The following is a 24,221-nucleotide window of genomic DNA, read 5'->3' on the forward strand; positions in this document are numbered from 1 at the left end:
CTTCGTGAGCTGCTGGTCAGCTACGTGCGCGGACTACGTCGGATGTTGCATCCGATGCAATTCCGCCTGATTTCAGCTGCAGCCGCTGGTGGAGCCGCAGCCCTCGCAGATGTAGCACGAGCCGGCGCGCTGCATCTTCGTACCGCAGGAGAAGCAGAGCGGGGCGTCGGCCTGGATGCCCAGCTGCATCTCGACCAGCTCGGCGCTGGTGTGCGCCTGCTTCGGGGCCGGGACCTCGGCCGCCTTCGGGGTCTCGACGGCCTTCAGCTCCTGGGCGCGCGGCGCCGACTGGGCCAGGCCCTCGACGTCCACCTCGTCGTCGGTCGGCTCGTACGAACCGGTCTCCAGGTGACGCTGACGCTCCTCGGCCGAGTGGATGCCGAGCGCCGAACGGGTCTCGAACGGCAGGAAGTCCAGCGCCAGGCGGCGGAAGATGTAGTCGACGATCGACTGCGCCATCCGCACGTCCGGGTCGTCCGTCATGCCGGCCGGCTCGAAGCGCATGTTGGTGAACTTCGAGACGTACGTCTCCAGCGGCACGCCGTACTGGAGGCCGACCGAGACGGCGATCGAGAAGGCGTCCATCATGCCGGCGAGGGTCGAGCCCTGCTTCGACATCTTCAGGAAGACCTCGCCGAGACCGTCGTCCGGGTAGGAGTTGGCGGTCATGTAGCCCTCGGCGCCACCGACCGTGAACGAGGTGGTGATGCCCGGACGGCCCTTGGGCAGACGCTTGCGGACCGGGCGGTACTCGACGACCTTCTCGACCGCGGCGCGGATGGTCTCCTCGGCCTTCTCGGTGACCTCGGCCTTCTCCGCCTCGGTGGCGTCCTTCTTCTTGGCGGAGAGGGGCTGGCCCACCTTGCAGTTGTCGCGGTAGATCGCGAGCGCCTTGACGCCCATCTTCCAGGCCTCGAAGTAGACCTCTTCGACGTCCTCGACGGTCGCCGTCTCCGGCAGGTTGACCGTCTTGGAGAGCGCACCGGAGATCCACGGCTGGATCGCGGCCATCATGCGGACGTGGCCCATCGCGGAGATGGAGCGCTCGCCCATGGCGCAGTCGAACACCTCGTAGTGCTCGTGCTTGAGGCCCGGGGCGTCGACGACATTGCCGTGCTCGGCGATGTGGGCGACGATCGCCTCGATCTGCTCCTCCTGGTAGCCCAGGCGGCGCAGGGCCTGCGGCACGGTGCCGTTGACGATCTGCATCGAGCCGCCGCCGACCAGCTTCTTGAACTTGACCAGCGCGAGGTCGGGCTCGAGGCCGGTGGTGTCGCAGGACATCGCGAGACCGATGGTGCCGGTCGGGGCGATGACGGAGGCCTGCGCGTTGCGGAAGCCGTTCTTCTCGCCGAGGCGGATCACGTCCTGCCAGGCCTCCGTGGCGGCGGCCCAGATCGGGGTGTCCAGGTCGTCCATGCGGACGGCCTTGGCGTTGGCGTCGGCGTGCTGCTTCATGACGCGCTTGTGCGGGGTGGCGTTGCGGGCGTAGCCGTCGTACGGGCCGACGACCGCGGCCAGCTCGGCGGAGCGCTTGTACGAGGTGCCGGTCATCAGGGAGGTGATGGCACCGGCGAGGGCGCGGCCGCCGTCGCTGTCGTACGCGTGACCCGTGGCCATGAGCAGGGCGCCGAGGTTGGCGTAGCCGATGCCCAGCTGGCGGAAGGCGCGGGTGTTCTCACCGATCTTCTGCGTCGGGAAGTCCGCGAAGCAGATGGAGATGTCCATCGCGGTGATGACCAGCTCGACGACCTTGGCGAAGCGCTCGGAGTCGAAGGACTGGTTGCCCTTGCCGTCGTCCTTGAGGAACTTCATCAGGTTCAGCGAGGCGAGGTTGCAGCTGGTGTTGTCCAGGTGCATGTACTCGGAGCACGGGTTCGAGCCGTTGATACGGCCGGACTCCGGGCAGGTGTGCCACGCGTTGATGGTGTCGTCGTACTGGATGCCGGGGTCGGCGCAGGCCCAGGCGGCCTCGGCCATCTTGCGGAAGAGCGACTTGGCGTCGACCTCCTCGATGACCTCGCCGGTCATGCGGGCGCGCAGGCCGAACTTGCCGCCGGTCTCGACCGCCTTCATGAACTCGTCGTTCACACGGACCGAGTTGTTGGCGTTCTGGTACTGGACAGACGTGATGTCGTCGCCGCCCAGGTCCATGTCGAAGCCCGCGTCGCGCAGCGCGCGGATCTTCTCCTCCTCCTTCACCTTGGTCTCGATGAAGGACTCGATGTCGGGGTGGTCGACGTCGAGGATGACCATCTTGGCCGCGCGGCGGGTGGCGCCACCGGACTTGATGGTGCCGGCGGAGGCGTCGGCGCCGCGCATGAAGGAGACCGGGCCGGAGGCGTTGCCGCCGCTGGACAGGAGCTCCTTGGAGGAGCGGATACGGGAGAGGTTCAGGCCGGCGCCGGAGCCGCCCTTGAAGATCATGCCCTCTTCCTTGTACCAGTCGAGGATCGACTCCATGGAGTCGTCGACGGACAGGATGAAGCACGCGGAGACCTGCTGCGGCTGCGGCGTACCGACGTTGAACCACACCGGGGAGTTGAAGCTGAAGATCTGGTGCAGGAGGGCGTAGGCCAGCTCGTGCTCGAAGATCTCGGCGTCGGCGGGGGACGCGAAGTAGTTGTAGTCCTCGCCGGCCTTGCGGTACGTCTTCACGATCCGGTCGATCAGCTGCTTCAGACCGGTCTCGCGCTGCGGGGTGCCGACGGCGCCGCGGAAGTACTTGCTGGTGACGATGTTGACCGCGTTCACCGACCAGAAGTCGGGGAACTCGACGCCACGCTGCTCGAAGTTGACCGAGCCGTCGCGCCAGTTGGTCATGACGACGTCACGGCGCTCCCACTGGACCTCGTCGTACGGATGCACGCCGGGGGTGGTGTGGATGCGCTCGATACGCAGACCCTTGCTGGCCTTGGATCCCTTGGCGCGGGAACCTCGTGCCGGGCCGCTCGTCGTCTCGGTCATGCCGCCTCCCTATATCGGGCTAAAACGCCCTAAAGTGCCCCGTTCTTCCCGAGGCTGTGGTGTGTGTCTGGTGCCGCGAGCGCAGCGCTGCCACCCGCAACAGGTCTTCTGGCCGCCGATCGGCCGCCGGCCCGGGCCCGTGGTGGGGTCCGAGGTCCGGCCCGCCGGTCAGTCGGCGGCGGTGGTGGGCACGGGGATCTCGGCCCCCGGAGGCCCTTCGTGTTCGGCTTCGGGTGCGCCCTCGGCGTCGGCGGCAAACTCCTGCGCATGCCGCAGCTCGGTGATGGCGGCCTCGAAGTCCTCGAGCGAGTCGAACGCCCGGTAGACGGACGCGAAGCGCAGGTACGCGACGAGGTCGAGCTCCTGCAACGGGCCGAGTATGGCCAGACCCACGTCATGGGTGGTCAGCTCGGCACTGCCGGTGGCGCGCACCGCCTCCTCGACCCGCTGGCCGAGCTGGGCGAGTGCGTCCTCCGTGACGGGCCGTCCCTGGCATGCCTTGCGCACGCCATTGATGACCTTGGTACGGCTGAAGGGCTCGGTCACGCCGCTGCGCTTGACCACCATCAGCGAGCAGGTCTCGACGGTGGTGAAACGGCGGGTGCAGTCCGGGCACTGCCGGCGCCTGCGGATCGACGTGCCGTCGTCGGTCGTACGAGAGTCGACGACCCGGCTGTCGGGGTGCCTGCAGAAGGGACAGTGCATCGCTCCCAACCCTCCTTCACAGCACGACTGAACGGCCTCTCACAAGGCGCGGTTGGTCACCGCTGCCCCGCTCGAAGCGACCCCCAGCATAGGCGATGGCCGAGGCTCACAGAACCTGGGACCACAACTTCTGGGCGGCTGCGCCAATCCAACCACTAGATCTGGGGTTTGGCCGCAATATCGGCACTATCGCGTGTCGTTCGGAGTGTCGCCGGTGCGTCGCCCGCGCGTCCTCCACGGAAGGCCTTGAAGAGGGTACGTGACGGGGCAGGCGGACCGACGAGGCGGGCAGTCCGACGCGACGGTTCGAGGCGGGTCGAACAGGACCCGGGATGCACCCCGGGACACCCGGAATCCAGGCCCGGGGACACGAGGGGCCGATCTCCACCCACGGAAAACTCGATCGCACTCCGAGCGCATCGCACCCGGCAACCGATGGCAGACTGTGACCCTCACGGGTAGCGGGCGGGTACCGCACGGGCGTCTCGCGGATACCTCGCGGGCATCCCGCGGGCGCCTAGCGTGTGCACAACTCCTGGCACGCCCGCCCGCGCGGTGGATTCTCCCGTGATGGGCCGAATTGCCACTTGTTCGAGCCTCGGCATTACACCCGAGCACATGATCGCGTCAGGCAATCCAAAGTTTTTCACTCGAACGTGTGTTTGGCGCAACCTTTCGAAAGCAACTACCGTTGTCCGACTAGGGAGACCATCTCGGAAGGGGCCGCCGTGACCACCACCGCAGACAGTGCCAGCATCACCGCCCAGGACCGCTCCCAGGGCCGACTCGAGGCGGTGCACGCCATGAATGACTCCGGCATGATCCCGGAGGGGCAGAAGCCCGCCCGCTCGCTTCCCGGCCGACCTCCAGGCATCCGGGCCGACAGTTCGGGCCTCACCGACCGCCAGCGCCGGGTCATCGAGGTGATCAGGGACTCCGTGCAGCGGCGTGGCTACCCGCCGTCGATGCGCGAGATCGGCCAGGCCGTAGGCCTGTCCAGCACGTCCTCGGTGGCCCACCAGCTGATGGCCCTGGAGCGCAAGGGCTTCCTGCGCCGCGACCCGCACCGTCCGCGTGCGTACGAGGTGCGCGGCTCCGACCAGGGCAGCAGCCAGCCCACGGACACCACGGGCAAGCCGGCCGCGTCCTATGTCCCGCTGGTCGGCCGGATCGCGGCCGGTGGCCCGATCCTCGCCGAGGAGTCGGTCGAGGACGTCTTCCCGCTGCCGCGGCAGCTCGTCGGCGACGGTGAGCTGTTCGTCCTCAAGGTCGTCGGCGACTCGATGATCGAGGCCGCGATCTGCGACGGCGACTGGGTCACGGTCCGCCGCCAGCCCGTGGCGGAGAACGGTGACATCGTCGCCGCCATGCTCGACGGCGAGGCCACGGTGAAGCGCTTCAAGCGCGAGGACGGGCACGTCTGGCTGCTCCCGCACAATGCGGCGTACCAGCCGATCCCCGGTGACGAGGCGACGATCCTCGGCAAGGTCGTGGCGGTGCTCCGCCGCGTCTGACCGCCGCGACGGGTCTCCCCGTCCGCCCAAGACCGGGCCCCGGAACCACCTGCGCCGGTTCCGGGGCCCTGTGCTGTCATTTCAGCCCCTCCGGTGTTGAGCAGCCCTTCAGCCCCGCCGGCGCCCCACCTCAGCCCGACCCGCCCCGCACCCCCTACTCCTCCGCAGCCTCCACCACCTTCGCCGCCGCATCAATCGCCGCCAACGACCTCCGCACCTGATTGCGATCCGTCGTGTACCAGAAATCCGGCAGCGACGCCTTGAGATAGCTGCCGTAGCGAGCCGTGGCCAGGCGCGGGTCGAGCACCGCCACCACCCCCTTGTCCCCCGTGGCGCGCACGAGGCGCCCCGCGCCCTGCGCCATCAGGAGCGCCGCATGCGTGGCGGCCACGGCCATGAAGCCGTTGCCCCCGTTCTCCTCCACCGCCTTCTGCCGCGCACTCATCAGCGGGTCGTCGGGCCGCGGGAACGGGATCTTGTCCATGACCACCAGCTGGCAGCCCGTGCCGGGCACATCCACGCCCTGCCAGAGCGACAGCGTGCCGAACAGGCAGGTCTTCGGGTCCGCCGCGAAGTTCTTGATCAGCTCGCCGAGCGTCTCCTCGCCCTGGAGGAGAATCGGGAACTCGGGGATGCGCGTCCGCAGCTCCTCTGCCGCCTGCTGGGCGCCGCGCATCGAGGAGAACAGCCCGAGCGTGCGGCCGCCGGCGGCCTGGATCAGCTCGGTGAGCTCGTCGAGCATGTCGGCCCGGTCACCGTCGCGCGCCGGGCGTGAGAGGTGCTTGGCCACGTACAGGATTCCCTGCTTGCGGTAGTCGAAGGGCGAGCCGACGTCCACGCCCTTCCAGACCGGCATGTCCTCGGACTCCGAGCCCGCGGTGCCCGCCAGGCCCTCGGGGGCGAGGCCGAGCGAGGCGCCCACCCCGTTGAAGTCGCCGCCCAGCTTCAGCGTGGCCGAGGTCAGCGTCACCGAGCGGTCGGTGAAGAGCTTCTCGCGCAGCAGCCCGGACACGGACATGGGGGCGACGCGCAGGGAGGCCCCGAAGCGCTCGTGCCGCTCGTACCAGACGACGTCCCACTCCGACCCGTTGGTGATCCGCTCCGCCACATCGTGCACGGACTCCACCGAGGCGAGCGCCTGCTTGCGTACGGCGTCCTCGTCCTGCACCGAGCGGTCGCGGGTCGTGCCGAGCGCGGAGATCACATTGCGCGCGGCGTCGCGGAGCGCGAGCAGCGCATAGCCGAGGTCCTCGGGGATCTCCTCCAGCCGGCCGGGCAGCGCCAGCTCCATCAGCCGCTCGAAGCCCTCGGCCGCGGTCTGCAGCTGGTCCGCCACCTTCTCGTCGACCAGCTTGGCGGCGCGCTTGACCGCGCGGTTCACCTGGCCCGGCGTGAGCTCCCCGGTGGCGACGCCGGTGACCCGCGAGACCAGCTCATGGGCCTCGTCCACGATCAGGACCTCGTGCTGCGGCAGCACCGGCGCACCCTCGATGGCGTCGATGGCGAGCAGCGCGTGGTTGGTGACGACCACGTCGGCGAGCTTGGCGCGCTCGCGCGCCATCTCCGCGAAGCACTCCGCCCCGTACGCACACTTCGTGGCGCCCAGGCACTCGCGCGAGGAGACCGACACCTGGCTCCAGGCGCGGTCGGACACGCCCGGGGTCAGATCGTCGCGGTCGCCGGTCTCGGTCTCGTCCGCCCAGTCCCGCATCCGCAGCAGGTCCTGGCCCAGCTTGCTGGTGGGCGCGGCCGCCTCGAACTGGTCGAAGAGACCCTCCTCCTCGTCCTGCGGCGCGCCCTCGTGGAGGCGGTGCAGACACAGGTAGTTGGAGCGGCCCTTGAGCATCGCGTACTGCGGCTGGCGGCGCAGCAGCGGGTGCAGCGCCTCCACCGTGCGCGGCAGATCGCGCTCGACCAGCTGGCGCTGCAACGCGAGCGTGGCCGTCGCCACGACCACGCGCTCCCCGTGGGCCAGGGCCGGCACCAGATAGCCGAGCGACTTTCCGGTGCCGGTGCCGGCCTGGACGAGGAGATGCGAGCCGCCGTCGATGGCCTCGGCCACCGCCTCGGCCATGGCCACCTGGCCAGGGCGCTCCGTGCCGCCGACAGCTGTGACGGCGGCATGCAGAAGTTCGGGGAGTGAGGGTTTCGTCATAGGCCGACCACCCTAGACGGGTCCACTGACATTCATCGCCGGGCCGCCGCTCTACGGCCGGTGGAGGGGATTGGGCACCGTGCCGTGCACCGCGGCGTGCGGGCGTTCGGGCCGGTCGCGGTAGCCGTCGAGGTGGAGGCGGTTGCGGTTGAGGCAGAGCCGCGCGATCCGCTCCCCGAGCAGGTCGAAGGTCTCGAAGCGGTCCTTGAGCTGCGGGAACCGTGCCTGGTAGCGCAGGATCTCGGCGCGTACGAGAGCCCAGAAGTCGCCCTCGGACAGGCCGAGTTGCTGCTCGTACAACGGCGCGAGATAGCGGAAGACCCCGATGAAGAGCCCCGAATGGATGAACTGGGTGAGGAACTCCGGCGGCTCGGTGAGCAGCACCTCGCGTACGTCCTCGGGCATCGAGGCGTGCTCGGGCAGCGGCTCGGCGCTGACGTTCACGTCGTCGACGAAGTCCTTCACCGCGAGCCGGACAGGGATGTCCCGCTCGTCGAAGACCACGATCGTGTTCTCGCCGTGCGGTGAGAACACCGTGCCGTAGCGGTAGAGGAAGTGCAGCAGCGGCGGGAGCAGCGCGCCGAGGAGCCGGCGCAGCCAGGCCTCGGGGGTGAGCCCCGAGCGCGCGACGAGTTCCGCCGTGAAGGCCCGGCCCTGCGGGTCGACGTGGAGCAGGGAGGCGAGGGTGCGGGCACGTTCGCCCGGGTCCAGGTGGCGGCCGAGGGGCTCGCGCCAGATGGCTCCGAGGAGCTCCTTGTACTGGTACGGGACCTCCGCCAGGCCGTCGTACACGGGGTGCTCGACGGTGACGGAGGCGACCTCGCCGAGCAGGACGGCGCGTGTCTCGTCGCGCAGGAAGGGGTCCCCGTCCCGCAGCGCGTGCACCCATGCGGTGACCGCAGGGGCGGCGGCGGTGCGCTCGGTCGGCAGGCCGCGCCACACCAGGGTGTTGAGGATCGACAGGGGCAGCTTCACGGTGTGGCGCTCGGGGCGCGACAGGTTGAGGAAGGTGCGGATCGACTGCTGGGGCAGCCGCAGGTCGCCGTCGCCCGGCAGCGGCACGATGTCACCGGCCGCGACCGAGGAGGCGAACAGGGGTAGCACGATCTCGTCCCACTGCCAGGGGTGCACGGGGAGCAGCAGATAGCGCGCCGGGTCGAGGCCACGGCCGCGCAGGACCTCGTCGAAGGCGGCCCGGGTGGTCGCGTCCAGTTCGCGTGTGTAGAGCTGGTCGGGGGTGTCCAGGCCGCGGACGCCGCGGTACGAGGCGAGGTCCCGGCTCACGGCGAGCCATGGCAGCGGTGCGGTCCGGCGCGCTTCGGGGGCCCAATGGGCGCAGTCCCGTGCCGAGAAGCCGAGCCGCCCCTTGTTGAGGACGAGCCACGGATGCCCGGTCTGGTGGCCTTCGAGCGCGGCGTAGTCGAGGTCGGCGAGCTCGGCGGCGCTCAGCGCGGAGTGGTCGAGGCGCGTGTCGGCGGCGAGGGTGGCGTTCAGCTCGCGGATGAGGTGGCCGAGCGTGGAACCGTCGAGTCCGAGGGTGCGGCGGGCTTCGGTGACGAAGCGGATCGGGTCGGTGTACGGGACTTCGGAGGCGCGGGTGTGCGGCGTGTCGGTGTCGGGGGCGCTGCTGTGGGAGGCGTCGGCTTCCCCTGTCAGGACGATGCTGTCGGGGTCGACGCGCCAGGAGTCGTACGCGCCTCTGCTTGCGCGGAAGGCCAGTCGGCGGCCGTCGTCCAGACGGAGGGTGTGGCGGCGCGGGGCGCCGGGCGTGTGCTCCCCGGAAGGGACCGGATCGGGGGACGGGGACGGGGTCGGGGACGGCTGGACGATCTCTTCATACGCGAACTCGCCCAGCATCTTGGCGAGGAGGCGGCGGCCTGCCAGGTGCCAGGCCGCCCGGTCCAGCTCCGGCGGGTCGTAGAGCGAGGGGCGCTCTGCCGAATCGGGGGCGGCGGCGGAATTCTGCACGGGGTCTCCGGAATCAAGCGGGTGCGGGCCTGGGGTGGGGCTCGGGTGGGGCGGAAGCGGGGAGGGCGGGGTGGGGTGAGGTGGGGAGAGCCGGGGCGGGTGAAGGAAGTTCGTGGAATCTCGTGGGCCGAGAAGCGGAACCTCCTCGGCCCGGGCGGTGTACCAGAAGTGAAATCCACGAAAGCCGGTGGGAATCCGGCCGGTCGGGAGGTGTCGGGATGTGTTCGGGAGTGGTGCTGCGGGAGCCGGTGCGGGTCGGCTGCAGCCACGGTGCGGTGGGTGAGGTCGGTGCGGCGGGGGTCAGAGCCGGTCGCGCAGCGCGCGGTCGCGGATCATGAGCGCGGCCCGCTTGCCGGGGAGCTCCATCTCGGCACCGAGGCGGAATCCTGCGCTCAAGAAGGCTGACACAGAAGGGGTGTTGCGCAGGTCCGGTTCGGCGACCACTCGGGTGCACGAGGGGCGCCGGTCGAGTACGAGGTCGGCGACGGCGCGCAGGAGGGACGTGCCCAGGCCCCGGCCCCGGTCGGTGACGCCCCCGATGAGCAGATGGATTCCGGTGTCGTGCGGGCGCGCCGGATAGTGCCGGGCGAGAGGGTCGAGGTCGGCCCGGTAGATCTCCCAGTAGCTCATCGGGGTGCCGTCGAGCAGGCCCATGCAGGGCACGCTGCGTCCGTCGCCGTCGAGTTGGGGGCGCAGGTGGTCCGCGGTCACGGACGCGTCGCCGTCGAGCTCCCAGAATTCGGCCACGGCGGGGTCGTTCATCCAGCGGCTGATCAGCGGGAGATCACGCTCGATCCGGACGGGCACCAGCTGGAACACGCCGACGGGCGTGGCAGTGGGTCCCCAGCCGGAGACGCCGTCGAGGAGGTCTTCGAGGGGCGGGTAGCCGTGCACGGGGTCGGTGAGGCGCGGGCGGGCGCTCCCCTGGGCGGCGCGGTGCTGCGCCTGGGCGGACGAGACGCTCGGCTCCTGCTTCGCGTCCCGTGACCCCGCCCTCCCGTCAGCGAAGAGGGCGAGGAATTCGGGAGGCAGGCGCAGGTCGAGGGTGTCCTCGGATGCGGAGCCCGAGTCGGTCCCGGCCGCGGAGGGCTGGGAGTTGGTGCTCGCGTCGCTGGGCGGCACGGTGACGCTCCTCTCACAGGCGATGAGTCATGTACGGGGTGAATGAAGGGGGTTGGCGATGGTGACGTAGACGGACTGGGTGTCCACGGGGCCGACGAGCTCGTCGAGGCCGTGCAGCCGGGTGAGGAGGTTGGCCTTGCAGCGCAGCACCGGGGTCTCCAGGAGTTGGGCCGGCAGCGGGCTGCGCAGGGCGGCCGGGCCGGTCGCGCACTCGCCGAGGAAGCGGCGGAAGGCGGCGAGCAGCAGCCGTTCGTCGGCGAGCTGCTGTGAGCCGAAGGCGCCGATCAGGCCCAGGACGTTGTTGATGCCGAGGTAGTAGGCGAACCGTTCGTCGGTGACGGTGTCGGAGACGAAGGTGTCGCTGTGCACACCGATTCCGGGGAGGCGGGTGGAGAGTTCGGTACGGCGGGACTCTCGGAAGTAGTAGCCCTGGTTGTCGCGGTAGCGGCCGCCGACGGGCCAGCCGTCGGGGTCGAGGACCACGAGGGTGTTCTGCTGGTGGGCTTCGAGCGCGATGCCCGCTGCGCCGTCGAGCCAGAGGACGGGGCGTACGACCTGTTCGAGGTAGCGCAGGAACCACTCGGCGGCCACGGCGCCGCGGGGGCGTCCGGTGCGTGCGGCGAGGGCGCCGACGAGTTCGGCGAGGCGGGAGCGCATGGGAGCACCGGCGTCGGGGGCGGCTCCGGGTGCCGTGCGGCGCCCGGGCGGGTCCGCGGCGCGTACGGGGCGCGGTGAGACCAGGGCGGCGATGCAGGTCACGTCGTCGCCGGGGGCGAAGGGGTTGTTGCGGACCACGGTGTCCAGGCCGGGGACGGGAGCGCCGTCGGCGTCGACCACCGCCAGCCAGGCGGGGTCGCGGACGATGTCGAACCCGGGGTGGGCCGCCTGCCACTCGGCGGCGAGGCCGGCCCGCAGCAGTCGGTGGACCTCCACGCCCCGGTGGAGTTCCTTGTGCAGGTTCTCGCGACGGGAGTTGGTGATGCGCAGGCCGAGGGAGAGCTTCAGCATGGCGGGGGCGCCGGGCTGGTAGACGGTGCGGACGGAGGAGGTGGGGTACCAGGAGTCGCCCAGCGGGCCGAGGTCCTTGATCAGGCCGCGTTCCAGGAGTTCGGCGACCTCGGGCCGGTGCGCCAGTTCGCCGGCCTGCCAGGGGTGCAGCGGCAACAGTGCGTATCCGTCGGCAGGTTCGGCGGCGTGCGCGGAGGCGGCGCGCTTGGCGGCGGGTCCGGCGAGACGGGTCAGGAGCTGTTCGGCCGGGACCGTGCGACCGCGCTCGGTCCAGGCAGAGTCGGCGGCGAGGGCCGAGGGGGCCACGGCCATCCAGTGCAGGGCGAACGAGCCGTGCGCTTCCGGCGAGTAGCGCGCGGCCTCCGCTTCGGAGAGCCCTTCGCGGCTCTTGGGCGTCGGGTGCAGGGGGTGTCCGAGGACGAGCGACTGTTCGGCTCGGAGGAAGAGGTCGGCCGCGTCGGGATGTGCGGGGATCTCCGGGGTGCGGGCCGCCGAGACGGCGCGGCGGCGCACACTCAGGAATTCCGCCGTACGCCGCACGGAGTCGGCGACGCGCCCGACGAGGTCGCTGCCGTCTCCAACGGGGCGCCAGGCAGGGGCACTTGGGGCTCGGTCATCCGCGCCGGATGTGCTGGGTGCGAGGGGTGCGAGGAGTGCGCCGGACGTGCGGGTTGTGCCGCGTGTACTGGGTGTGCCGGACGCATCCGGCGCACCGCCCGAGGCCGGCGTACCGCCCTCGGCCGGCCCCTGCTCGGCCTCCGTCCCCGTCTCCCGGCTCAGCAGTGCCGCCAAGGTCACGGCGTCGAGCGGCGGTGCGGCCGTGGGGGCGGTCGCGAAGGCGGGTGCGCCGAGGCGGTGCCAGCCGGTGGGCGACCAGTAGTGGACGGGGACGAGCAGGGTCAGGCCGCTCGCGGGCAGGGCGATCCGCAGCACGCGGCCGCTCGGGTCCGGCGTGAGGTCCCGTTCGCGGATCCAGCACCGGAGCAGGTTCTCCACACCGGCCGCGTTCGCCGCGGCGGCCGGGTCGGGGTGCTCCAACTCGTCGGCGAAGGCGGCCGGTTCCGTCTGCTGCGGCGCCTGGACCGGCCGTCCGGCCTCGTCGACCGACCACGGCCGCTCGGCCACGGCGGCAGCAGCGGCCGCAGCGCTCGGGGCAGCGACAGCGGTCGGGGCGGTCGAGGCGGTCGCCGTAGCCGCGCCAGTCGGAGTGGTCGCCGCAGCCCCGCCGGTCGCGCCGGTTGCGCCAGTTACGCCGGCCGCCGCACCGGCCTGCCCCGACTTCTGACGCGGCAGCGCCCCCGGGTCCGCCGTCAGCGAGCAGGGGGCGGCGCCAGGTGCGCGGTCGGCGGGGTGCGGGTGGCCGTCTGGTGTCGGTGTGCGGTTCACGAGGGTTTCCTTGTGCGGTGGTGGAAGCTTGGTGGTCATCGGACGGCGCCGGTGGCGGCTCCGCCTGTCGTACGGGCGGAGCCGAGGTCGATCCGTACCGGTGGAGCAGCCGTGCCACCCGAGCGGTGCCCGGACCGGACCGAACCGACCGCGTCCGCGAGCCGGTCCATGACGGCGACGGCCTGCTCGTCGGTGAGGGTGAGCGGGGGCAGCAGCCGGACGACACTGGAGTGGCGGCCGCCGAGTTCGACGATCAGCCCGCGCTCCAGGCAGGCCCGCTGCACGGCCGCAGCAAGCCCCGGCGCAGCGGGCAGCGGCCCTCCCGTACCTGCGCCCGCACCGCCTTCGGCACTCACGCCACCGCCGCCACTCGCGCCTGCCCGAACGGCGCCCGCGGCCCCGTCCCCCGCCTCGGGGTCCACGAACTCCACCCCGATCATCAGCCCCCGCCCGCGCACGTCCCCCACGCACGGATACGACCGGGCGAGCTCCGCCAGTTGCGCGAGCATCCGCTCCCCCAATGAGGCGGCGCGATCGGCGAGTTGGTTCTCGCGTACGTAGGCGAGGGTGGCCGCGCCGGCGGCCATCGCCAGCTGGTTGCCGCGGAACGTGCCCGCGTGGGCGCCCGGTTCCCATACGTCGAGGTCGTCGCGGTAGACGAGGACGGCGAGCGGGAGGCTGCCGCCGATGGCCTTGGAGAGCACCATCACATCGGGCACGACCCCGCTGTGCTCCACGGCCCAGAAGGCCCCGGTGCGGCCGACCCCCGTCTGCACCTCGTCGGCGATCAGCGGGATCCCCCGCTCGGCGGTGAGGTCCCGCATCCGCCGCAGCCAGCCGTCCGGAGCGGGCAGCACACCGCCCTCGCCCTGCACGGGTTCGACGATCATCCCGGCCGGCAGCGGCACCCCCGACTTGGGATCGTCGAGCAGCGACTCGGTCCAGCGCGCGGCCAGTTCGGCCCCGCGCTCCCCGCCGGTGCCGAAGGGGCAGCGGTAGTCCTGCGGGAACGGCAGCCTGGTGACCCGTACATCCTGAGCACCGCCCGACGCTTCCAGCGCGCCCGCGGTCATCCCGTGATAGGCGCCGGTGAACGCGAGCATGCCGCTGCGCCCGGTCGCCGTACGCACCAGTTTCAGCGCGGCCTCGACCGCGTCGGTGCCCGCCGGGCCGCAGAACTGCACGCGTCCGCGGTCGGCCAGCACCTTCGGCAGCGTGGCGAACAGCTCGGTGGTGAAGGCGTCCTTGACGGGCGTCGCCAGGTCGAGGACGTGCAGCGGCGCCCCCGAGTCGAGCACCTCGCGGATCGCCTCGAGCACCACGGGGTGGTTGTGCCCGAGCGCCAGGGTGCCCGCTCCGGACAGGCAGTCGAGGTACCGCCGGCCGTCCGCGCCCTCGATGGTCAGGCCGCGGGCCCGCACCGGCACGATGGGCAGCGACCGCGCATAGGTACGCGCCGCGGACTCCCGCGACGACTGCCGCCGCAGGATCCCCTCGGCCCCGTGGGCCGCGGCCCCTTCACCGAAGGAGCCCTGCCGCGCGGGCGGCAGCCCTCCCCCGGTCTTCCATGGCGGCGCGTCGGCGCTCACCGTCGGCTCGGTCACGGCCACGGCGTTCGGTCCTCCCCTGGTACGGCGGTGTGCGGACGCGGACGCGTGCACCGCCCCATGACCGGGAAGGCCCCGGCACCGGGAAGTCCCGGTACCGGAAGGTCCGGCACCGGGTGCCCGTACGACGGGAGGGTCCCGGCGACGAGTTGCCCGTACGAGGGGACAGCCCCGCATCGCGGGACGGCCCCGTACCACGGAAGGCGCAGATGTCCGCGGACAGAAGGGGAGTTGAACGCTTGTCGCGAGTCCCCCGTACGTACCAACGACGCGGCGAGCGGGGGATCACGGCCGCGCGGAAGATCCTTGCCGTGACGGAACCGTTGCCCATCCGTCGGAAGTCCCCTACGGCACCGGCATAGGGTGGTTGCCGCCCGATGCCGCCCGCTTCGCGGCCCGAGCGAACGACAAGAACAGCTTCCGACCAGGGGGAGATCCGGATATGCGACCCATACGCCCGCTGCACGCCGTACGCGCGAGGAGGGGCGCGGGCAGCAGAGCCGCACGCCGTCGCACTCCCCTGTCCGCGCTCGCGCTCTGTGCCGCCGTCGCGCTGACCGCCACCGCCTGCAACGGCGACGACGGCGGAGCCGACGCGGCCGACAAGCCTCCGTCCTCCAGCGCCCAGGACGGCATCCAGATCCCCGACGGCGTCAAGGACCGGCTCAAGGAGCACGGGATCGACCTCGACGAGTGGAAGGACGGGGCCTGGAAGGAGTGGAACAAGGACGACTGGCTGCGCGAGGCCGAGGACTTCGTCAATCCGATCATCGAGGATCTGTGGGACGAGGACCGGATGCGCGACGCGGACAAGCAGCCCGCGAAGCCGGTCGAGGACGACATCTCGGGTGATCAGGGCAAGACGGACCCGACCCCGGCGCCGGTCGAGGCGGCCGCGCTGAGCACCCCGTACACCGAGTCCTCCCCCGCCTCCGGCAAGCTCTTCTTCGACGGCCCCGAGGGCTCCATGGTCTGCTCGGCGACGGTCGTCACCGACCCGGCCAACCCCGGCAAGTCCAACATGGTGTGGACGGCCGGCCACTGCGTGCACGCGGGCGCGGCGGGCGGCTGGTACCGCAACATCACCTTCGTGCCCTCGTACAACAACGCGGGCAAGTCGGCGGCCGAGCTCGAAGGCGCGCCGCGTGAGGAGATCGCCCCGCACGGCCTCTATTGGGCGGACTGGGCACAGACCTCGCAGCAGTGGATCGAGACCGGCGGCCCGACGGGCGGCGCCGGCGCTCCGTACGACTTCGCGGTGCTGCACGTGAAGCCCGAGAAGGACAACGGCAAGTCCCTCGAGGAGACCGTGGGCGCCGCCCTGCCGGTCGAGTTCAACGCTCCGGCGGTGTCCGGCATCGACTCGATGACCGCCACCGGCTACCCGGCCGCCCCGCCCTTCGACGGCCAGCGCCAGCTCGCCTGCGCCGACAAGCCGGGCCGGCTCTCGCTGAACACCGAGGACCCGACGATGTACCGCATCGGCTGCACCATGACCGGCGGTTCCTCCGGCGGCGGCTGGGTCGCGACCGGCAAGGACGGCAAGCCCGCCCTGGTGTCCAACACCTCGATCGGCCCGGTGACGGCGGGCTGGCTCGCCGGTCCGCGGCTCGGCGACGAGGCCAAGGGGATCTACGACGCGGTGAGCGAGAAGTTCGCGAACTGACGTCCCGGCAGGGCGCGTTCGCACCGGGCACGCCCTGCCGATATCTTCACGCACCCGCCGTCGGGCACCCACAACTCACCGTGCATAGTGGGTTCTCGTGCCCGGAGACCGGCACCTTCGCGCGTCAGCCTGACGTATTCATGACAGCTGGCGCATCCATGACAGCACTACGGACATCAACGGGGGTCACACCACCATGCGTTCGATACGACCAACCGCCTTGCGCCTGGGCGCGATAGGCCTCGTCTCGGCCCTGGCCCTGACGGCCTGCGGCAGCGAGGAGGACCCGAAGGCGGCCGACAAGCCGGCCACGTCCCAGGGTGCCGACAAGGGCGACAGCGGTCTCAGCGAGCTGCCTGAGCTCCCCGCCGACCTCACCGACCGGCTCAAGGAGCACGGCATCGACCTGGACGAGTGGGAGAAGGGGGGCTGGAAGAACTGGGACAAGGACAAGTGGCTGCGTGAGGCCGAGGACTTCGTCAACCCGGTCATCAAGGACCTCTGGAAGCCCGAGCGCATGGAGGAGGCCAAGGACCCGGTCCAGACGATCGACACCAAGGCCGCCACGGACTCCGACGCGGGCGTGACCGACCCGGACCCGGCGCCGGTCGAGGCGCAGGAGGAGAAGAAGCCGTACTGGAAGCACGCGGCTCCGGTCGGCAAGATCTTCTTCGACACCCCCGAGGGCGCGGCGGTCTGCTCGGGCACGATCGTCAAGGACCCCAACAACCCTGGTAAGTCGAACCTGGTGTGGACCGCGGGCCACTGTGTGCACGCGGGCGCGGAGGGCGGCTGGTTCCGCAACATCGCCTTCATCCCCGCGTACAACCGTGAGGGCAAGTCGCCGGCCGAGCTGCAGAACGCGACGGCGGACGAGGTCGCCCCGTACGGCCAGTTCTGGGCCGACTGGGTATCCACCTCCGGTGAGTGGATCAACGGGACGACGGCGGCGACCTCCGGTGCCTCGTACGAGTACGACTACGCCGTGATGCACGTGAAGCCCGAGAAGGGCGGCAAGTCCCTGGAGGAGACCGTGGGCGCGGCGCTGCCGGTCGACTTCGACGCTCCGTCCGCGACGGAGATCGGCACGATGGGGGCGTGGGGTTACCCGCAGGCGCCGCCGTTCAACGGTGTGCAGATGTTCAAGTGCCTGGACAAGCCGGTCCGTCTGTCGCTGACTCCCTCGGCGCCGACGATGTTCCGCATCGGCTGCACCATGACGGCCGGGTCCTCCGGGGGCGGCTGGTTCCACGTGAAGCCCGACAAGAAGACCTACCTCGTCTCGAACACCTCGATCGGCCCGGCGGGCAGCGCGGGCTGGCTCGCGGGTCCGCAGCTCGGGGCGGGGGCTGAGGAGTTGTTCTTGCAGATGAGCGAGAAGTACGGCAGCAGTTAGGGGTACGGGGAGCAGGGTGCCGCTGTGCCGGACGGCACCCTGCTCCGCCGCTCCGCGGCGGGGGGGGTGTTTTGGGGCTCCGCCCCAAGGCCCCCACCCGGGAGCTCCGCCCCCTGGACCCCCGGCCGGCGCGCCCTTCGCTCAAAAGCTCGCCCCGCACAAGCCCACCCATACGGCGATGGCCCGCCTCCCCCGAGGGAGGCGGGCCATCGGCGTATTGAAGCGGGCGTTCAGCCCTTGGCCGGGACGAATGTCGACAGTTCCGCCGCCAGCTCCTCGTGCACCAGTGCCCTGAGCAGCGTGCCCTCGCCCGTGTGTTCCTCGGAGAGGACCTCGCCCTCGGAGTGGGCGCGGGCCACGAGGGCGCCCTGCGTGTAAGGCACCAGGGCCTCGATCTCGACCGACGGGCGCGGCAGTTCGGCGTCGATGAGCGCGAGCAGCTTGTCGATGCCCTCGCCCGTACGGGCCGAGACCGCGAGCGCGTGCCGCTCGGTGCGCAGCAGGCGCTGGAGCACCAGCGGGTCCGCCGCGTCCGCCTTGTTGACGACGACGATCTCCGGTACGTCGGTGGCGCCGACATCGCGGATCACTTCGCGTACGGCCGCGAGCTGCTCCTCCGGCGCCGGGTGCGAACCGTCCACCACGTGCAGGATCAGGTCGGACTCGCCGACCTCCTCCATCGTGGAGCGGAACGCCTCGACGAGGTGGTGCGGCAGGTGCCGGACGAAACCGACCGTGTCCGCGAGCGTGTACACCCGGCCGCTCGGCGTCTCCGCCTTGCGGACGGTCGGGTCGAGGGTGGCGAACAGCGCGTTCTCCACCAGCACACCCGCGCCCGTCAGACGGTTGAGCAGCGAGGACTTGCCCGCGTTGGTGTAGCCGGCGATGGCCACCGAAGGCACCTTGTTGCGCTTGCGCTCCTGGCGCTTGATGTCGCGGCCCGTCTTCATCTCCGCGATCTCACGGCGCATCTTCGCCATCTTCTCGCGGATCCGCCGACGATCCGTCTCGATCTTGGTCTCACCGGGACCACGCGTGGCCATGCCGCCACCGCCGCCGCCACCCATCTGACGGGACAGCGACTGACCCCAGCCGCGCAGCCGCGGCAGCATGTACTGCATCTGCGCGAGCGCGACCTGCGCCTTGCCCTCTCGGGACTTGGCGTGCTGGGCGAAGATGTCGAGGATCAGGGCGGTCCGGTCGACCACCTTGACCTTGACGACGTCTTCGAGGTGGATGAGCTGGCCGGGGCTGAGCTCACCGTCGCACACGACGGTGTCGGCTCCGGTTTCGAGGACGATGTCGCGCAGCTCCATGGCCTTGCCGGAACCGATGTAGGTCGCCGGGTCGGGCTTGTCGCGCCGCTGGAAGACACCGTCGAGCACCAGGGCACCCGCCGTCTCGGCGAGGGCGGCGAGCTCCGCGAGGGAGTTCTCCGCGTCCTGGAGCGTGCCGGACGTCCACACGCCGACGAGGACCACGCGCTCCAGGCGGAGCTGGCGGTACTCGACCTCGGTGACGTCCTCGAGCTCGGTGGACAGGCCCGCCACACGACGCAGGGCGGCTCGCTCGGAACGGTCGTACTGCTCACCGTCGCGCTCCGAGTCGATCTCCTGGCTCCAGGCGACGTCCTCTTCCATCAGGGCTTCGGCCCGAAGTCCTTCGGGGAGGCTCGGCGCGAGGGGCTTGCCGTGGTCGTGCTGCGGGTCCTGCGCGTCCTGGGAAGGGGAAGAGAAGGTCAATTGGATCCTCTACGTCGAAATGGATACGGAAGCCCGTCCTGTGCGGGTCCCCGTGCTGGAGTCAACGCTTCCCGGCGCCCCAGGATTCCCGGGTCCGCCGTGCGGCGTCGACGGCATCGATGGTCGCACGGCACGGGACGTCTCGTCATCCGGCTTTTCCCACCCCGGCGCCATGCTGCTCCCCCGCCCCGGCATCCGGATTCTCCCCCGCCCCGCACCGTGCAACCCCGCCGCAGGTCAGCCCGCCGTGACGGCCCGCCACTGCGGGTGCCCGGGCATCTTCGGCGTCTTCTCGCCGTACAGCCATGCCTGGAAGAACCCGCTCAGGTCCCGGTCCGCCACCCGCGACGCCAGCGCCACGAAGTCCGCCGTCGTGGCCACGCCGTCCGCGTGCCGCGCCACCCACTGCCGCTCCAGGCGCTCGAAAGCGGCCCTGCCGATCTCCTGCCTCAGCGCGTACAGGACGAGCGCGCTGCCGTCGTACACCACCGGCCGGAAGATGCTGATCTTCTGTCCCGGTGCGGGCCGCTTCGGCGAGGCCGGCGGGCCGCCCATGGCCCGCCACTGGTCGGACTGCCGGTAGGCGTCCCGCATCCGGTCCGCCAGCGGCTGGCCGGCCTTCTCCTCGGCGTACAGGGCCTCGTACCAGGTGGCGTGCCCCTCGTTCAGCCACAGGTCGGACCAGGTGCGCGGGCTGACGCTGTTGCCGAACCACTGGTGGGCGAGCTCATGCACCATGATCGAGTCCACGTACCACTCGGGGAACTCGGTCCGCGTGAACAGCGAGCGCTCGAAGAGCGACAGGGTCTGCGTCTCCAGCTCGAAGCCCGTCTCGGCGTCGGCGACGAGCACCCCGTACGCCTCGAACGGGTAGCGCCCGACCTTCCGCTCCATCCAGGCGATCTGGTCGGGCGTCTTGCGCAGCCAGCGCTCCATCGTCTCGCGGTCCTCGGTGGGCACGACATCGCGCACGGGCAGCCCGTGCGGGCCCTTGCGGTGCACGACGGTGGAGCGTCCGATGGCGACCTGGGCCAACTCGGTGGCCATGGGGTGCACGGTGCGGTAGGTCCAGGAGGTGTCGGCGCCGGCGCGCTCGCGGCCCGCTGCGAGTCCGTTGGCCACCGCGGTGTACTCACGCGGGGCGGTCACGCGGAAGGTGAACTGCGCCTTGTCGGACGGGTGGTCGTTGCACGGGAACACCAGGTGGGCGGCGTCGGCCTGGTTGGCCATGACGAGCCCGTCGCCGGTGCGCACCCAGCCGCCCTCGTACTTCTCGTCCGGCGTCGGGTCGCTGGTGTGCCGCACGGTGACGCGCATCCGGCTGCCGGCCGGCAGGGCGGTGCGGGGCGTGACCACCAGGTCCTCGCCCATGCTCACGAACCGCGCCGGCCGGCCGTTGACCTCCACCCCGCGGACCTCGCCCTGCGCGAAGTCCAGGTTGATCCGGTCCAGACGCTCGGTGGCCAGCGCGTCGATCTTGGTGACGGCGTCGAGCGGCTCGGTGTTGGAGCCGCGGTAGGTGAAGGAGATGTCGTACGAGCGGACGTCGTAGCCGGGGTTGCCGAGGTGCGGGAAGAGCGGGTCGCCGATGCCGAGCGGTGCGGCGGGCGACGGGGCGCTCGCGGCGAGCAGGGACAGCGAGGCGGCGGCCAGGAGCGCGGCCTTGAGACGGGGCTTGAGCAGCATGGATTACGGCTATCAGCGCGGCGCCGCCCGGCGTCGACGGCGCGCGCCGCACCCACCCGAACGAGGTTGTGCCGTACGAGTCCGCGGGCTCCCGCGGTTCAGGAGGTGGCGGCGGCCCGGTGCTGGGCCCGGCTCACGTCGTACACACCCGCGACCTTGCGCATGGCCCGCATCAGGCCCGGCAGGCGTGCCGCGTCGGGGAGTTGGAGGGTGTACGTGTGGCGTACGCGGCCCTCGGTGGGCGGCTCGACGGTGGCCGAGACGATCGCCACGCCCTCGATCGCGATGGCCTCGGTGAGGTCGGCGAGCAGGTGCGGCCGGCCGAAGGACTCGGCGGTGAGCGTCACGCGGCACTGCGCCGAGTCCACCTCCACCCAGCGCACCCCCACGGGCCCGCGTCCGAGCGCGGCCATCCGGCCCACGGCGGGGCAGCCGACGCGGTGCACCGTCACGACGTTGCCGCGTACGGCGAACCCCGTGACGGCGTCGGGCGGCACGGGCGTACAGCACCCGGCCAGGCGCACGGCGGCGCCGGGCAGGTCCACCACGGCGTTGGCGGCGCTGTGCCGGGCGCCCGCGACGGTGAGTCCGGGCCGGGGCGCGGTCTGCTCGCTGACGGCGGGCCCGTCGGGGTGGGCGGCGAGCCAGCCCTTGATCGCGATACGGGCCGCCGGGGTGCGGGCGTGGTCGAGCCACTCGGCGTCGGGCCCGGTGCCGGCCTCGGGGGGCGCGAGCAGGATCTGCACGGTGTCGCCGTCGCGCAGGACCGTACTGAGCGCGACCAGCCGGTCGTTGACCCGCGCGCCGATGCAGTGGTGCGCTCCCTCGCCGTGCTGCGCGTAGGCGGCGTCGATGCAGCTGGCGCCCGCGGGCAGCCCCAAAGTGCCGCCGGCGGCGCGGTAGACGGTGATCTCGCGGTCCTGGGCGAGCTCTTCGCGCAGCGAGGACCAGAAGGTGTCGGGGTCGGGTGCGGCCTGCTGCCAGTCGAGCAGCCGGGAGAGCCAGCCGGGCCGGGTCGGGTCGGCGCGCTCGCCGTCGGGGGCGGGCTCCTCCGAGGCGGCCTGGGCGTAGGGGTTGCCGAGCGCCACGACGCCGGCCTCGGCGACCTTGTGCATCTGGTGCGTACGGATGAGGACTTCGGCCACCTGGCCGCCGTCGCGTCCGACCACGGCGGTGTGCAGGGACTGGTACAGGTTGAACTTCGGTACGGCGATGAAGTCCTTGAACTCCGAGACCACGGGCGTGAAACAGGTGTGCAGCTCGCCGAGCACCCCGTAGCAGTCCGCGTCCTCGTTCACGAGCACGAGGAGGCGCCCGAAGTCGGCGCCGCGCAGCTCGCCGCGTTTCATCCGTACGCGGTGCACGGAGACGAAGTGGCGTGGCCTGATGAGGACTTCGGCCTCGATGTCGGCCTCGCGCAGCACGCCCCGTACGTCCTCGGCGATGGCCGCGAGGGGGTCGGACCCGCGCTCGTTCTCGGCGATCAGCGCCTTGGTCTTCGCGTACTCCTCGGGGTGCAGGATCGCGAAGACGAGGTCTTCGAGCTCGGTCTTGAGGGCCTGGACGCCCAGCCGTTCGGCGAGCGGGATCAGCACGTCCCGCGTGACCTTGGCGATACGGGCCTGCTTCTCGGGGCGCATCACGCCGAGGGTGCGCATGTTGTGCAGGCGGTCGGCAAGCTTGATGGACATGACCCGCACGTCGTTGCCCGTCGCGACGAGCATCTTGCGGAAGGTCTCGGGCTCGGCGGCGGCCCCGTAGTCCACCTTCTCCAGCTTGGTGACGCCGTCGACGAGATAGCAGACCTCGTCGCCGAACTCGGTGCGCACCTGGTCGAGCGTGACCTCGGTGTCCTCGACCGTGTCGTGCAGCAGCGAGGCCACCAACGTGGTGGTCTCCGCGCCGAGTTGGGCGAGGATCAGGGTCACCGCGAGCGGGTGCGTGATGTACGGCTCGCCGCTCTTGCGCATCTGTCCGCGGTGCGAGGACTCGGCGAGCACATACGCGCGGCGCAGCGCGTCCAGCTGCTCCTGCGAGGCGTCGGGGTGGTGGGCGCGGTGCGCCTCCACCACGTGGCCGATGGCGTCGGGGAGGCGGTCGCGGGAGGCGGAGCCGCGCAGGGCGGCCCGGCCGAGGCGGCGCAGATCGAGCCGGGACCTGCCACGCCTGCGGGGCAATCCCGGATTCGTGGGGCCTGTCGCCTCTGCACTCATCCTCGCCACCTCCGGCTGCGTCGACCGGCACCCTCGTGAGCGGGACGACGCATCCTTGGTGTGGACGCTGATCCCGGTATCGCGTCGTCCGAGCCGGTGCTTGATGCTACCGACCCCATCACGCGCTGCTCACCGGCTCTCGCCGAGCGTGAAACGGATCACCCATTCGAGCGAAGGTTCACGCATCAAGGGTTTCGAACCATTCGGAACTGATCTCACCTTCGGCCACGATCACCGCCGGCCCTGTCATCTCGATCTCTCCGTCGGCCCGCTCGGTGATGGCCAGACGGCCGCCGGGCAGGTCGATCGTGTACGTCACGGGGGAACCGGTCCTGGCCGGGTCGAGCCCGTCGCGCCGCGCCGTGGCGACGGCCACCGCGCAGGCCCCCGTACCGCAGGAGCGTGTCTCGCCGACCCCGCGCTCGTGCACGCGCATCGCGACGTGGCGCTCGCCGCGGTCCACGACGAACTCCACGTTCACGCCCTCGGGGTAGACCCCGGCGGGTGCGGTGGCGGGGGCCGTGAACAGATCGCCGGCCTGGTCCAGGTCGTCGACGAAGGCGACCGCGTGCGGGTTGCCCATGTTCACGTTGTACGTGGGCCAGCTGTGCTCGCCGACGGTGACCGTGGCCCGGTCCTCCGGGAGGACCGCCTTGCCCATGGACACGGTGATGTCGCCGGACTTGTCGATGTGCACGCGCTTGACGCCCCCGCGGGTGGCGACGGCGAGGTCGCCGGCCTCCACGTGGCCCGCGCGCTGGAGGTAGTGGGCGAAGACGCGGACGCCGTTGCCGCACATCTCGGCGACGGACCCGTCACCGTTGCGGTAGTCCATGAACCACTCGGCCTCGCCCGCCATGTGCGCGGCCTCGGGGTGCGCGGCCGAGCGCACCACGTGCAGCAGGCCGTCGCCGCCGAGCCCGGCCCGCCGGTCGCAGAGCACGGCGACCGCGCTCGGGCTCAGCTGCACGGCATTGTCCGGGTCGGGCACGATCACGAAGTCGTTCTGCGTGCCGTGGCCCTTGAGGAAGGCGATGCTCATTCCTCGATCGTACGGGGTGGGCCGTTTGTCCTTGCGGGCACGGG

Annotated in this window: 14 protein-coding genes; 3 read left to right on the plus strand and 11 right to left on the minus strand. The window is 71.3% G+C overall.

Annotated elements, in window-relative coordinates; translation table 11 throughout:
* Nucleotides 1–72: 72 nt before the first annotated feature.
* Nucleotides 73–2,967: a vitamin B12-dependent ribonucleotide reductase gene (locus BLT97_RS18070; RefSeq protein WP_093611376.1), complete on the minus strand. Its 2,895-nt coding sequence runs from the start codon at nucleotides 2,965–2,967 to the stop codon at nucleotides 73–75.
* Between the two features lie 168 nt (nucleotides 2,968–3,135).
* Nucleotides 3,136–3,672 carry a transcriptional regulator NrdR gene (nrdR, locus tag BLT97_RS18075; RefSeq protein ID WP_093611378.1) on the minus strand — a complete coding sequence of 179 codons (537 nt, stop codon included), beginning with the start codon at nucleotides 3,670–3,672 and terminating at the stop codon, nucleotides 3,136–3,138.
* A 728-nt stretch (nucleotides 3,673–4,400) separates the two neighbouring features.
* On the opposite strand from nrdR, the gene lexA reads away from it, so the two are divergent.
* Nucleotides 4,401–5,186, plus strand: a complete 786-nt coding sequence (lexA, locus tag BLT97_RS18080) for a transcriptional repressor LexA (protein WP_093611380.1) — start codon at nucleotides 4,401–4,403, stop codon at nucleotides 5,184–5,186.
* Between the two features lie 154 nt (nucleotides 5,187–5,340).
* Here the strand turns inward: lexA and BLT97_RS18085 are convergent, their stop codons facing one another.
* The 5 genes from BLT97_RS18085 to BLT97_RS18105 form a co-directional block, all read right to left on the minus strand.
* Nucleotides 5,341–7,341 (minus strand): ATP-dependent DNA helicase, encoded by a 2,001-nt coding sequence (locus tag BLT97_RS18085; protein WP_093611382.1) that lies wholly within the window; start codon nucleotides 7,339–7,341, stop codon nucleotides 5,341–5,343.
* A 51-nt stretch (nucleotides 7,342–7,392) separates the two neighbouring features.
* Nucleotides 7,393–9,309 carry an IucA/IucC family protein gene (locus BLT97_RS18090; RefSeq protein WP_093611384.1) on the minus strand — a complete coding sequence of 639 codons (1,917 nt, stop codon included), beginning with the start codon at nucleotides 9,307–9,309 and terminating at the stop codon, nucleotides 7,393–7,395.
* A 300-nt stretch (nucleotides 9,310–9,609) separates the two neighbouring features.
* A complete protein-coding gene (locus BLT97_RS18095; protein WP_093611386.1) occupies nucleotides 9,610–10,431 on the minus strand; it encodes a GNAT family N-acetyltransferase in 822 nt (273 codons plus the stop codon).
* A gap of 27 nt (nucleotides 10,432–10,458) precedes the next feature.
* Nucleotides 10,459–12,564: an IucA/IucC family protein gene (locus BLT97_RS18100; RefSeq protein WP_425442725.1), complete on the minus strand. Its 2,106-nt coding sequence runs from the start codon at nucleotides 12,562–12,564 to the stop codon at nucleotides 10,459–10,461.
* A gap of 296 nt (nucleotides 12,565–12,860) precedes the next feature.
* On the minus strand, nucleotides 12,861–14,435 hold the full coding sequence (locus BLT97_RS18105; RefSeq protein ID WP_093611390.1) for a diaminobutyrate--2-oxoglutarate transaminase family protein: 1,575 nt from the start codon (nucleotides 14,433–14,435) through the stop codon (nucleotides 12,861–12,863).
* Nucleotides 14,436–14,874: 439 nt separating this feature from the next.
* Between BLT97_RS18105 and BLT97_RS18110 the strand changes: the two genes are divergently transcribed.
* Nucleotides 14,875–16,098, plus strand: a complete 1,224-nt coding sequence (locus BLT97_RS18110) for a trypsin-like serine peptidase (RefSeq protein WP_093611392.1) — start codon at nucleotides 14,875–14,877, stop codon at nucleotides 16,096–16,098.
* Between the two features lie 196 nt (nucleotides 16,099–16,294).
* Nucleotides 16,295–17,494, plus strand: coding sequence for a trypsin-like serine peptidase (locus BLT97_RS18115; protein WP_093611394.1), 1,200 nt, complete (start codon nucleotides 16,295–16,297; stop codon nucleotides 17,492–17,494).
* A gap of 230 nt (nucleotides 17,495–17,724) precedes the next feature.
* On the opposite strand, the gene hflX is transcribed toward BLT97_RS18115, so the two are convergent.
* The 4 genes from hflX to dapF all read right to left on the minus strand — a co-directional run bounded on the left by hflX (nucleotide 17,725) and on the right by dapF (nucleotide 24,177).
* Nucleotides 17,725–19,236, minus strand: coding sequence for a GTPase HflX (gene hflX, locus BLT97_RS18120; RefSeq protein ID WP_093611396.1), 1,512 nt, complete (start codon nucleotides 19,234–19,236; stop codon nucleotides 17,725–17,727).
* A gap of 237 nt (nucleotides 19,237–19,473) precedes the next feature.
* Nucleotides 19,474–20,922, minus strand: a complete 1,449-nt coding sequence (locus tag BLT97_RS18125) for a M1 family metallopeptidase (protein ID WP_093611398.1) — start codon at nucleotides 20,920–20,922, stop codon at nucleotides 19,474–19,476.
* 98 nt (nucleotides 20,923–21,020) lie between these two features.
* Nucleotides 21,021–23,135, minus strand: a complete 2,115-nt coding sequence (locus tag BLT97_RS18130) for a RelA/SpoT family protein (RefSeq protein WP_093611400.1) — start codon at nucleotides 23,133–23,135, stop codon at nucleotides 21,021–21,023.
* Nucleotides 23,136–23,313: 178 nt separating this feature from the next.
* Complete coding sequence (dapF, locus tag BLT97_RS18135) at nucleotides 23,314–24,177, minus strand: diaminopimelate epimerase (protein WP_093611402.1); 864 nt, start codon at nucleotides 24,175–24,177, stop codon at nucleotides 23,314–23,316.
* Nucleotides 24,178–24,221: the final 44 nt, after the last annotated feature.

The organism is Streptomyces indicus (assembly GCF_900100315.1).
Taxonomy (GTDB): domain Bacteria; phylum Actinomycetota; class Actinomycetes; order Streptomycetales; family Streptomycetaceae; genus Streptomyces; species Streptomyces indicus.